This window comes from Streptomyces sp. NBC_00289 (assembly GCF_041435115.1).
In the GTDB taxonomy this organism is placed as follows: Bacteria; Actinomycetota; Actinomycetes; order Streptomycetales; family Streptomycetaceae; genus Streptomyces.
Window position 1 is genome coordinate 1,829,660 of sequence record NZ_CP108046.1, and the last position, 11,771, is coordinate 1,841,430.

At 72.1% G+C, this 11,771-nt stretch carries 8 protein-coding genes; 4 read left to right on the forward strand and 4 right to left on the reverse strand.

Features of this window, described 5'->3' with window-relative positions:
- Nucleotides 1–48 precede the first annotated feature (48 nt).
- Nucleotides 49–1,296 carry a glycosyltransferase gene (locus OG985_RS08760; protein ID WP_371674307.1) on the forward strand — a complete coding sequence of 416 codons (1,248 nt, stop codon included), beginning with the start codon at nt 49–51 and terminating at the stop codon, nt 1,294–1,296.
- An 88-nt stretch (nt 1,297–1,384) separates the two neighbouring features.
- On the opposite strand, the gene OG985_RS08765 is transcribed toward OG985_RS08760, so the two are convergent.
- Entirely contained in the window at nt 1,385–2,047 is a 663-nt protein-coding gene (locus tag OG985_RS08765; protein WP_371667689.1) for a TetR/AcrR family transcriptional regulator, read from the reverse strand.
- 184 nt (nt 2,048–2,231) lie between these two features.
- On the opposite strand from OG985_RS08765, the gene OG985_RS08770 reads away from it, so the two are divergent.
- A complete protein-coding gene (locus tag OG985_RS08770) occupies nt 2,232–3,494 on the forward strand; it encodes a YncE family protein (RefSeq protein ID WP_371667690.1) in 1,263 nt (420 codons plus the stop codon).
- Between the two features lie 80 nt (nt 3,495–3,574).
- On the opposite strand, the gene OG985_RS08775 is transcribed toward OG985_RS08770, so the two are convergent.
- Together OG985_RS08775 and OG985_RS08780 are read right to left on the reverse strand one after the other, a co-directional pair.
- Entirely contained in the window at nt 3,575–5,440 is a 1,866-nt protein-coding gene (locus tag OG985_RS08775; RefSeq protein WP_371667691.1) for a cellulase family glycosylhydrolase, read from the reverse strand.
- Nucleotides 5,441–5,514: 74 nt separating this feature from the next.
- Nucleotides 5,515–7,716 carry a GTP-binding protein gene (locus OG985_RS08780; RefSeq protein ID WP_371667692.1) on the reverse strand — a complete coding sequence of 734 codons (2,202 nt, stop codon included), beginning with the start codon at nt 7,714–7,716 and terminating at the stop codon, nt 5,515–5,517.
- 297 nt (nt 7,717–8,013) lie between these two features.
- On the opposite strand from OG985_RS08780, the gene OG985_RS08785 reads away from it, so the two are divergent.
- Nucleotides 8,014–9,129 carry an XdhC family protein gene (locus OG985_RS08785; RefSeq protein WP_371667693.1) on the forward strand — a complete coding sequence of 372 codons (1,116 nt, stop codon included), beginning with the start codon at nt 8,014–8,016 and terminating at the stop codon, nt 9,127–9,129.
- Nucleotides 9,130–9,138: 9 nt separating this feature from the next.
- Here the strand turns inward: OG985_RS08785 and OG985_RS08790 are convergent, their stop codons facing one another.
- Nucleotides 9,139–9,639, reverse strand: a complete 501-nt coding sequence (locus OG985_RS08790; RefSeq protein WP_371667694.1) for a metallophosphoesterase — start codon at nt 9,637–9,639, stop codon at nt 9,139–9,141.
- Nucleotides 9,640–9,809: 170 nt separating this feature from the next.
- Here OG985_RS08790 and OG985_RS08795 point away from each other — a divergent pair, with 170 nt between their 5' ends.
- Nucleotides 9,810–11,768, forward strand: coding sequence for a glycosyltransferase family 2 protein (locus OG985_RS08795; RefSeq protein WP_371667695.1), 1,959 nt, complete (start codon nt 9,810–9,812; stop codon nt 11,766–11,768).
- Nucleotides 11,769–11,771: the final 3 nt, after the last annotated feature.

An 11,771-nucleotide genomic window follows, 5' to 3' on the forward strand; every position in this document is an offset into this window, starting at 1 on the left:
CCGTCCGGCGGTTGGCACCGTCATACTTCCGGCGTGCGCGTAGCGATCATGACAGCGGGATCCAGGGGCGACGTCGCCCCGTACACCGGTCTGGCGTACGGCCTGGTCCGTGCCGGGCACGAGGTCACCCTGGTCACCCACGGCTGCTTCGAGCGGCTCGTGGCGGGGTCCGGAGTCGGGTTCCGTCCCCTGCCGGTGGACCCCCGGGCGGAGCTGGAGTCGTCGCGGGGGCGCGGGCTGCACCGCAGCACGACCGGCGTGGGAAAACTGGTGCGGGTCGTCACGATGGCGCGGGCGCTGGCCGGACGGATGACCGACGATCTCGTGGCGGCCGCCCGGACGAGCGACGTGCTCCTGCCGGCCGCCTCCCTCGGCCCCCTGGGCCACGCCATCGCCGAGGGGCTGTCCCTGCCGAGCATCGGCGTCCACCTCCAACCACTCGCACCCACACGGGAGTTCGCGCCTCCGATACTGGGCGTCCGCTCATGGGGAGCCGTCCCCAACCGAATCGCCGGACACGGGGTGAACCTGGCCGTGGAGCGGGTCTTCGCCGAAGCCGTGCCGGCCGTGCGGGCCCGGCTCGGACTGCCCCGCGCCCGGGCCACGGCCGCGCTGCGCGGCCGGGACCGGGAACGCCGCGCCATGCCGGTGCTGCACGGCTTCAGCCCGCTGGTGGTACCCCGGCCGCGCGACTGGCGGGCCGGACTCGACGTGACCGGCTACTGGTGGCCGTACGACGGAACCGCCCCGCTCCCGTCCCGGCTGCGGGACTTCCTGGACGCGGGCCCCGCGCCCGTCTTCGTGGGGCTGGGCAGTGCGACCGTGCCCGACGCCCGGCGCCTGAGCGCCGAGGTCGTACGTGCCCTGCGCCTGGCCGGGCTGCGCGGGGTGATCCAGCGCGGCTGGGGCGGGCTCACGGCCGACGGCTCGGGCGAGGGCGAGGACATGCTAACCATCGACGAGGTCCCGCACTCCGCGCTCTTCCCCCGCGTGGCCGCGGTGGTCCACCACGCGGGCGCCGGCACCACCGCGGCCGGCCTGCGCGCCGGAGTTCCCGCCGTACCCGTCCCGGTCCAGTTCGACGAGGGTTTCTGGGCCGCCCGGCTGGTCGGCCTCGGCGTGGCCCCACGCGCCGTACCACTGCGCCGCCTGACCGCCGAAGCGCTGGCCCCGGCGCTCGTCCGGGCCGTCCGCGACCCCGCGTACGCCGAGCGCGCCCGAGCCCTCGGTGCCCGCATCCGGAGCGAGGACGGCGTGGGCGCCGTCGTGGCCGCGGTGAACCGGCTGGCCGACTGAACGCGGCCCGGGTCACCGGCACGCGCCGTACCACTGCGCCGCCTGACGGCGGACGCGCCGACCTCGCGCCACGTCCAGCTTCCGCTGGTCAGGACTCGGGGGGTTGCCATCCCGGGGGCCGCAGGATGGACAGCAGCTGCCGGACCAGTTCGTCGACGACCTCGTCGAGTGTCGCGTCCACCCAGCCCGCGTTCCAGTCGTGCAGCAGGCCGTTGACGCTGCCGATGAATCCGGTGGCCGCCAGCCGGAAGTCCCGGGGCGCCGCCTCCCCCCGGGCGACGGCCGCCGCCGCCTCGGCGCACACCAGGTTCACCCAACGGGAACGGCGGGCCAGCCGCTGTTCCTCCAGCCGGGGGCTGACGCCGATGATCTCGACGAAGGTGATGCGGACCCGGCGCGGGTCCGAGGTGACGTTCGCGGCGTACGCCCGGAAGATCGCGGCGGCGCGTTCGGCCAGCGGAACGGGCCCGATGCCGGTGATCGCGGCCAGGACGGCCTCCTCGGCCCAGCCGTTTACCTGGAGGTGCAGCGCGGCAAGGACGTCCTCGAGGGTGCGGAACTCCTCGTAGAACTGGCGGGTGGACAGTCCGGCGGCCTCGCTGAGCGCGGCGACGGTGGTGGAGCGGTAGCCGGGGACGTCTCCGAACAGCTGGAGGGCGGCGTCCAGGAACCGCCGGCGCCGCTCCGCCTGGCGCTCCTCGGCGGACTTGCCGCCGTAGCGGCCGGTCGCCGCCTTGAGCCTGCCCGTCACCCGCGCCTCCCTCTCTCGTCGTCGATCGCCACGCAGTCGATTTTGTCGTGTCCGCAGTCTTGTGGAGAAGGCACCCCCTTCCTTACTTTGCAGTAAGTTAACTCTGAATGCGTTCGTGTTCAGACTCGTAGGCCGTCTTGGCATGTTCCACTCATGACGCCCCACTCCAGAGGAGAGAGCACTCATGCCTGCTATCAGACCCAGGCACCTTTGCTCCGTAGCCGCCGCCCTCGTCCTGACCCTCACCGCCTCCGCGAGCGCCGCGACCGCCGCCACCCCCGCGGAGGTCTCCGCCGCCGCCCTGCGCGAGGTGCTGTTCGTCGGCAACAACTGGGACGGCACGGCCGACGTGATCAAGTCGTCCGGCGACTTCGCGAAGGTCGGCCGCATCAACGTGATCCCCGACAAGGACGCGCGGATGGCGGCGATCAACGCCGACCCGATCAAGTGGATCTACTTCATGGCGATCCGCAACGGCGTCGGGGAGGGACACGACCAGTTCGTCGACGACATGTACTCCACGCCCGACGGCAAGTCGGTGGTCGTCTCCCGGCCGAGTTTCGCCGACGTCGTCTCGATCGACCTTGGCACCGGCGCCATCAACTGGCGCTTCGCCGTGTCGGGTTACCGCTCGGACCACATGGCCGTCTCCCCCGACGGCACCCGGGTCGCGGTGTCGGCCTCGACCGCGAACACCGTGCACGTCCTCGACATCACCAGCGGCAAGCAGGTGGGTTCGTTCGCCACCGGGGACAAGCCGCACGAGAACATCTTCACCAAGGACGGCAAGTACATCTGGAACATGGCCATCGGTGACGTCAACACCGACCTGGACGACCCGGGTTGGGACTGGACCAAGGGCAACCGCTACATCACGGTCGTGGACGCGACGACGTACAAGCAGGTCAAGGTCATCGACATGCGCGCGCGCCTGGACGCGATCGGCCTGAAGGACTTCTCCGACGCGGTGCGGCCCGCCGTGTTCTCGCCGGACGAGTCGAAGCTCTACTTCCAGGTGTCGTTCTTCAACGGCTTCATGGAGTACGACGTCGCCACCGACAAGATCACCCGGGTGAAGACGCTGCCGAAGAACCCGGCGACCAGTGAGGACCGTACGACCTGGGTCAACGACTCGCGTCACCACGGCCTTTCGATGAGCCCCGACGGCAGCAAGCTGTGCGTCGCCGGCACGATGGACGACTACGCGACGGTCGTCGACCGGGCCACCCTCCAGGAAGGCCCGCTGAACACCGTCTCCAAGCCGTACTGGGCCACCGTCAGCGGGGACGGCAAGGACTGCGTGGTGTCCGAGAGCGGCGCCGACCAGGTCACGGCGATCGACTTCGCCACCGGCAAGAAGACGCTGTCGGTCCCGGTCGGCGACCACCCGCAGCGCGTACGACTGGGTCACGTGCTGTCCAACTGGACCGGTGCGTCGGCTCGTTGACAGCCCCGCCACCGGCACCCACGCCGACACCGGCTCCGGCACCGGTCCATGTCCTGGACCGGTGCCGGAGCCGTTCTGCGTCAGGTGTGCGAGGCCGCCCACGCGGCGAGTTCGGAGCGCGCCGCGCTCAGCACGGCCGAGGACGGCGACGTCGCCCCGTTGGTCACCAGCGCGTAGTGCAGGACTCCGGAGTCCTGGTCGGTGAGCAGGAGGCGACGGCTGCCCGTGCCACCGGGCTCGGGGGCCGCCGCGATCGGTGTCGTACTCGTGTACGCCGGCGGGGCATGGGCTGTGCCCAGGTCGGAGACCACCGTCGTCGACGAGGTCGGGAAGCTCGCCGGGAGGTGCAGCTCGGTGGGCGCGGAGCCGCCCCCGGAGCGCCACAGCAGGAGCCCGTACTGTCCGGAGCCGACGAGGTTCGCCACGTTCGGCAGTGAACCGGGCACCGGATTCCAGGTCAGGGTCGTGGAGCCGTCCCGGGAGCGGTCCTCGTAGCTGAAGGCCACGGTCGAGCCGGAGGTGGCGCTCGGGTAGACGCGATCGAGGAGCCGGGCGTCCTGCCGCAGTACCGCCGTGCCGGAGTCGTCGAGACGCACGGCCGAGAGGTCCTCGTCGTTCCAGGCGTCGCCGGAGGTCAGCACCTTGCCGGCGTTGCCGTTCATCAGCTCGTGGTGACGTCCGTTGTAGATGTCCCACTGCCACTGGCTGCCGGACAGGACCGGACCGGAGGTGGCCGGGGACGACCACCAACTCGCACCCTTCAGTCGGGAGTCGAGGGACTGGTACATCGCCTTGAGGACCGTCGGGGCCTTGTCGGCGACGGTGCCCGCCAGCGGGTGGCCGAACTCGCTGACCACGGCCGCCGTGCCGGCCGCCGCGGCCCGGTCGCGGATCGCCCCGAAGTCGGTGACGTACTGTCCGTCGGCCGCCTTGCCCCACATCAGGATGCCCGAGATGGCCTTCTGGTCGTAGAAGTGGGTGTTGAAGACGTAGCGGGAGCCGAGCGTGCCCGCGTCGAGCAGTCCGCCCTCCTGCTTCTGGGAGTCGATGTTGGCGTTCCAGAACAGGTTCGCCTCGACCATGGCCGGCTTGTCCTGCCAGCCCGCCGCGTCCATCCGGGCCCGGAACTTCACGTAGAAGGGCCAGAGCAGGTCGCGCTCCCAGGTACGGCTGGTCTGCCCCGAGGTGTAGGTGCCCGCGTACGGCTCGTTGTACGGGTCGAAACCGACGACCCCCGCGAACTCCTCGGCGCTCAGGTGCTGTCTGACGTACGCCATGGTCTGCTGGGCGGTGGCCAGGAAGGCGTCCTGGAGGCCGTAGGCGTTGTGCCAGAAGTCGTACTGGGCCGCCTTCACCGCGCCGTTCTGGGTGATGTTCTGCCCCCAGAAGAGGCAGATCCCGCAGGACTCGTCCGGGTAACTCGCGGCGTCCACCGCCCATTTGGGGGCGCCGTCGCCGGTGTACCAGCTGTCGTCGTCGAACAGCCAGCGGGAGTAGAGGTCCTGGTGGAAGTCGGGGTAGACGCGGATACCGGCGTCGAGGAAGACGCGCATCTGGTCCGTCGCGGCGGCCAGGTAGGCGGTGTCGACCTGGCCGCGGACCGGTTCGGCGTAGGCCCAGGAGAGCAGGAACCGGACGGAGTTGCCGCCGCCGAGGGTGCGCAGGGCCGTCGCCGACTTCCTGGCGTCGGCGACGGACGCGAAGGGCAGGCCGTTGTTCTCCGCGAGTTTGGTCTCACCGGAGACGTTGTAGCCGCGCAGGACGACCTCGCGGCCGTTGCCGTCGACGAAGCGGCCGTTCGACACGGTGAGCGCCGTGCCGTCGAACGGGAGGGAGTCGGGGAGGGTGGCGGCCGTGGCGGACGGGGAGCCCGCCACCGTGAGGAAACCGCAGAGTCCGCAGAGGACAACCAGAACAACGAGCAGACGTGCCCGGATATTCGGCATGTCCACTACAGTCCGGTGATTTCACGACACCGTCAATACCTTCTGACTCACAAGTAAGTTGACTACCCACCAGCTCAGTTGCCCGTCCTGCCCGTCACGTTCAGCAAGTACTCCTTGCGGTTGAGCGGATTCTGGTCGGTGCGCGGCCGCTCGGGGACGGTCCCCCGGACGACGGGCGCGTAGTGGTCGAAGGCGCTCTCCCACTCGCCCTCCCCGCGGGTCAGTCCCGGCAGCCGCTGCTCGAGACCGTGCACCAGAGCTGCCGGAACCGCTCCCTCCAGCAGGCCGAGGCCGTCCCGCGTGTCCGTCGCCCGCGGTACGGCCCGCGACGCGGCCAGCACCGGCAGCAGGGCGCCCAGCGTGTCCGCCGGGGCCTCGACGCGGAAGTGGTGCATCGGCTCGTACACCCGGGTGCCCGCCCGCCGCAGCGCCTCGACCAGGACCAGCGGGGTCACGCCGCGGAAGTCCGCGCCCGTGCTGGACATGCTCTTGTCGAAACCCTGGTGGGCGTGGCTCTGCCGGGGCGAGTAGCCGCAGTGGGTCATGGTGACCGTGCAGTCGGTCACCCGCCAGCCGTGCAGACCCTGTCCGAGGGTCTCCCGCACGGTGTCCTCGACGGCCTTGAAGAAGGCGTACGGCATGGAGCCGAGCTCCACCTCCAGCCGGAAGTCCACCCCGGAGCCGGCCGGCGCCGGGTCGACCCGCAGACCGACCGTCGCCAGGAACGGATTCGGGTCCTTCTTGTTGAACTCGACCGCGGCTCCTGTCCCGGCCGGCCGCTCGATGCACAGGGGCGTGGTCTCGCGGAAGGCGACCTCGAGTCCGAACTCCTCGGCGAGGGTGGCCTGGATGACCTCCTTCTGCACCTCGCCGTAGAGGGACACGGAGATCTCCCGGCGCACCTCGTCGTGCCGCAGGTCGATCAGCGGGTCCTGCTCGGCGAGCCGGGTGAGCGCGAGGTGCAGAGCCCGCCGGTCCGTGCCGGGGCCTGTGACGACGACCGTCTCCAGGGTCGGCGGGGCGAAGAAGCGCGCCTCCCGCTTGCGGGGTTCGCCGATGGCGTCGCCGATCCTGATGCCGGTCAGGCCCCACAGCCTGGCGATCCGGCCGGCGGCCACCGCCTCGGCCCGGACGTCCTCTCCCTGGTCGAAGACGGTGATCCCGGTGACCCGGCCTTCCGGCCGTGCGGAGCCTGCCGCGAGCGCGCCCGCCGGCTTCGCACTCCCCCCGGCCGCGCCCCGGTCCCGAGGGTCCCGAGTGCCCGGGGATCCCGCCGCGTCGCCCTCCGCCCGTACGGAGCCCGCCGAACCCACGCCCTTCGGCTCCGCTCTCCCCGCCGCGGCCCTGTCCTGAGGCCGCTCGGACGCGGCCGCGCCCACGCCCTCCGCCCGTGCGCCGCCCCGTTCCCGCCCGGCCTCCTCACCGAAGGGGATCCGGTCGCGGACGCGCAGTGTCCCGGAGAAGACCCGGGCGTACGCCACCTTCTCCCCCGCCGGACCCCGCTCGACCTTGAACACGGTCCCCGACAGGGGCCCGGCGGGGTCGCCGTCGGCGGCCGGGAGCAGCTTCCTGACGCCCGTGACCAGGTCGTCCACGCCCGCTCCGGTAGCGGCGGAGCCGAAGTACACGGGGTGCACCAGTGCCTGCCCGGTCTGGGCGGCGAGGGCCGCGCCGATCCGGTCGCCGGACAGGACACCCTCGACGTACGCGGCCAGCAGGTCCTCGTCCCGGTCGGCGAGGACGTCGAGCGCGGCCGGGCCGAGCCCGGGGACGAAGCGGGCGCCGGGCGTGCCGAGTCCCGCGGTCGTCCCCATCGGCACGACCGCGGCAGTGAGCCGCTCGCTGATCGCCCGCAGGACGCCCTCGTACCGCGCCCCGCGCCGGTCGATCTTGTTGACGAAGACGAGCGTGGGGATGCGCAGTCGTCGCAGGGTCCGCATCAGGACGCGGGTCTGCGCCTGTACGCCCTCGACGGCGGAGACGACCAGGACGGCGCCGTCGAGGACGCCCAGCACCCGCTCCACCTCGGCGATGAAGTCCGGGTGTCCTGGGGTGTCGATGAGGTTGACCGTCACGTCGTCGACCGCGAAGGACACGACGGCGGACTTGATGGTGATGCCGCGCCGGCGCTCCAGCGCGAGGGTGTCGGTCACGGTGTTGCCGTCGTCGACGCGACCGATCTCGTCGATCACTCCGACCGCGTGCAGCAGCCGCTCGGTCAGGCTGGTCTTACCTGCGTCGACGTGCGCGAGAATGCCGAGGTTGAGCAAGTGCACGAAGTGTCATGTCCTTTGAAGAGTGGGGTGTTCCTTCCGGGCGGGACATGAACGGTGTGCGCATTGCTGCTCCTGGTTCTGCGGCGACGGATCCCCTTCAGTGCAGCAGTCCCCCGAGCGCCGCCGCAACGGATTAACGCTCGGCCACGACCGCTCCGCCGTCGCACCGGCACACGTCGATGCCGGGCGCGTGGCGCTCCGCGGCGGCTCGCGGCGCCGGTGCGAGGCTTGCACCGGCCGGAGCGCGCCCGGCGCATCCTGGTGACAGGCCCTGGCGGCCGGTGAAAGGAGCGGATCGTGCGGGACATCCTTCCGGTGCTGAGCGGCTGGTACGCGGCCGGTGAACCCTTCGGCCTGGCCACGGTCGTCGCCGTGAGCCGCTCCGCCCCGCGCGACCCCGGCGCGGCCATGGCCGTGGGCCCCGGCGACGAGGTCGTGGGCAGCGTGTCCGGCGGCTGCGTCGAGGCGGCGGTCTTCGAACTCGCCCGGGAGGTGGTGGCGAGCGGGGAGCCCCGCCTGGAGACCTTCGGGTACAGCGACACGGACGCGTTCGCGGTGGGGCTGACCTGTGGCGGGGAGATCACCCTGCTGGTACGCCCCGTCACGGCGTCGGCCGATCCGTCCTTCGGCGCGGTCGCCGAGTCCGTCGGCGCGGGCCGTCCGGTGACCGTGGCCACCGTGACCGACGGGCCCGCACCGCGCGGGGCCACGCTCGCCGTCTGGCCGGAGACGGCCTCCGGCACCCTGGGCACGCCCGGCCTGGACGTGGCGGTGACCGCCGACGCCCGCGGTGAACTCGCCCTCGGTGCCACGGGACTCAGGCACTACGGGCCGCACGGCGAGCGGCGCGAGGACGCGGTCACCGTGTTCCTGCACTCCTACGCGCCGCCGCCCCGCCTGCTGGTGTTCGGCGCGATCGACTACGCGGCCGCGGTCGCCCGGATCGGCGCCTTCCTCGGCTACCGGGTCACGGTGTGCGACGCCCGCCCGGTCTTCGCGACACCCAAGCGCTTCCCGGAGGGCGTGGAGGTGGTCGTGGACTGGCCGCACCGCTACCTGCGGGGCACCGACACCGACGAACGCACCGTGATCTGCGTGCTCACCCACGACCCGAAGTTCGACGTCCCGCTGCTGGAGGTGGCGCTGCGCCGGCCGGCCGCGTACATCGGGGCGATGGGCAGCCGCCGTACGCACGACGACCGGATGGGTCGGCTGCTGGAGGCCGGGGTGCCGGAGGCCGAACTGTCCCGGCTGCGCTCTCCGGTCGGGCTCGACCTCGGGGCTCGTACGCCCGAGGAGGTCGCCGTTTCGGTCGCCGCCGAGATCGTCGCCCTGCGCTGGGGAGGCAGCGGCGCCCCGCTGACGGTCACCGCGGGAACGATCCACCCGGCCGGCCCCTCGCCGGGAGCGTGACGGGGGCGGTCACCGCGGAGGCAGCCGGTGCAGCCGCAGGTCCGTCAGCCGGCCCTCCGCCACGGTCGCCGTGAGGTAGGTGCAGTGGGGCTGGCGGCGGCGGTCGGTCGGGGATCCCGGATTGAGCAGGCGCAGACCGGTGGCGGCGGTGGTGTCCCAGGGAATGTGGCTGTGCCCGAAGACCAGGACGTCCAGGTCGGGGAAGCGGGCCGCGCAGCGTGCCTCCCGGCCCTGGGCCGGACCCGTCTCGTGCACGACGCCGAAGCGCAGCCCGCCGAGTTCCGCGTACGCCACTTCGGGAAGCCGGGCGCGCAGCCCCGGCCCGTCGTTGTTGCCGTACACGGCGACGAGCCGGCGGCTGCGGCTCTCCAGCAGATCGAGGGTGTCGGTGTCGACCCAGTCCCCGGCGTGGAACACCACATCGGCCCGCGGGAGTTCGTCGAGCAGCCCCGGCGGCAGCACTTTGGCACGCTTGGGGAGATGTGTGTCGGAGATGAGGAGGAGGCGCACGCCACCAGCGTAGGAGCAAGCTCTTACCCTGGTGTGCACAACCTTCACGTCACCGCGGACGTCTCCGTCGGTGGGGGCGCAGGGGACAACCCGCCCGATGGGGATAATATCTGGCCACCCGCAGTAGTCGCACCACCCACAGCACGTAACCCACGGAAGCCCGGAGCCCAATGCCGGTCAAGGTCAGCGTCATCGTTCCCGTCTACAACCCGGGGACATACATCGAGGACTGCGTCTCCTCGCTGCTGAGGCAGTCGCTGCCTCCCGACGAGTACGAAGTGATCTTCGTCGACGACGGTTCCACCGACGGATCGCCGGCCCGGCTGGACGCCCTCGCCGCCGAGAACTCCCGGGTGACGGTGGTGCATCAGGAGAACTCGGGCTGGTCGGGCAAGCCCCGCAACGTCGGCATCGCCGCCGCCGTGGGGGAGTACGTCATGTTCGTCGACAACGACGACTACCTGGGGGACGAAGCCCTCGAGCGGATGTACGACTACGCGGTGGCCAACGGTGCAGACGTGGTCGTGGGCAAGATGGCCGGCCGGGGCCGCCCCGTGCCCGTGGAGCTGTTCCGCCAGAACCACCCGCACGCCACCGTCGAGAACGCGCCGCTCATCGACAGCCTCACCCCGCACAAGATGTTCCGCCGGGAGTTCCTCGACAAGATCGAGCTGCGCTTCCCCGAGGGCAGGCGGCGGCTGGAGGACCACGTCTTCGTCACCGAGGCGTATCTGCGCGCCGACGGCGTCTCCGTGCTCAGCGACTACGTCTGCTACTACCACGTCAAGCGGGACGACGCCGGCAACGCCGGGTTCCAGCGCTTCGACCCGGTCGGCTACTTCAAGAACCTCCGCGAGGCCCTGGACGTCGTCGAGCAGTACACCGAGCCGGGGCCGCTGCGCGACCGGCTGTTCCGACGCTGGCTGCGCAACGAGATGGTCGAGCGGATGCGCGGCCGGCGCCTTCTCGCCCTGCCCGACGACGGCTACCGCCGGCAGCTGTTCGAGGAGATCCGTGGGGTCGTCGTGGAGCGCTTCGGGCCCGGCGTCGCGGGCGGCCTTCCGCCGACCCAGCAGGTGATCGCCGCGCTGATCGCCGCGGACCGCTTCGACGACCTGGTGGCCTTCGCCACCTGGGAGGCAGGCATCGCGCCCACCGCGGCGCCGCTGGACGTGCAGTGGCACGGCGACGCGCTGCGGATCGCCCTGTCGGCCGAGTACGCCTCCGGCGGCGAGCCGATGACGTTCCCCGCCGACGGTCGCGCCACCCCGCTGGAGAACCCGCCCAGGGACGCCGCAGCCGCCGCCGCCTGGGTGGTGGCCGACACCGTGGCCGCGTTCGAGAAGGCCACGGTGGACCTGCTGCTGCGGGAGCGGTCCAGCGCCGCGCAGTACTTCCAGCCCGTGAAGTTCACCCGGGAGAGTGTCGCGGCCGGCGCCGACGGACGGGTCCGCCTGGTGCTGCACGCGACCGCCACCGTCGACCCGGCCACCGCGGCCGGCGGCGCCCCGCTGGGCGGTGGCCTGTGGGACGTCTTCATCCGCGTCAAGCTGGGCGGCTGGACCAAGGAGTGCCGGCTGGGCCCGGTCCCCCGGGCAGGGCAGACGGCCACGTCGCCCGCGGTCGCCGGCGGTCGCGTGGTCCTGCCGTACTGGACGAAACCGCCCGGCAACCTCGCCCTGGACGTCGACCGCGCGACCAAGCGGCTCGGCCTGACCCGCCTCACCGCCGCCGACGTCACCGTGTCCGGCGGGCTGCTGCGCGCCCCGCTGCCGCTGCACGTCCCGGCCGAGACCAAGGTGCTGGTGCGTCTCACCGCCGGCTCGGTCATCGACGTGCCCGGCCTCCTCTCCCCCGCTCCCGACGGTTCCGGAGCGGTGCTGGAGGCCGAGCTGCCGGCCGCCGACGTGCGGGGCTCCGCATGGCGGGTCCAGCTCAGCGTGGCGCCCGGCGCCGACGAGCCGCGCTTCCTGACGCTGCCGCTCGTCCTGCGCGTCCGGGCCGGCCGCATCCTGGCGCGGCGGGCCGCCGGAGCGAGCCTCGCACGGCGACTGGCGCGCAGAACGCGGCGCACGCTCGGCACGATGCTGGGCAAGTGGACATCCGGATTCACCGCACGGAAGGCGTGACGG

Coding starts and splice junctions, on each gene's coding strand:
- OG985_RS08760 (WP_371674307.1), top strand. CDS start 49: ATGACAGCGGGATCCAGGGGCGACGTCGCCCCGTACACCGGTCTGGCG.
- OG985_RS08770 (WP_371667690.1), top strand. CDS start 2,232: ATGCCTGCTATCAGACCCAGGCACCTTTGCTCCGTAGCCGCCGCCCTC.
- OG985_RS08775 (WP_371667691.1), bottom strand. CDS start 5,440: ATGCCGAATATCCGGGCACGTCTGCTCGTTGTTCTGGTTGTCCTCTGC.
- OG985_RS08795 (WP_371667695.1), top strand. CDS start 9,810: ATGCCGGTCAAGGTCAGCGTCATCGTTCCCGTCTACAACCCGGGGACA.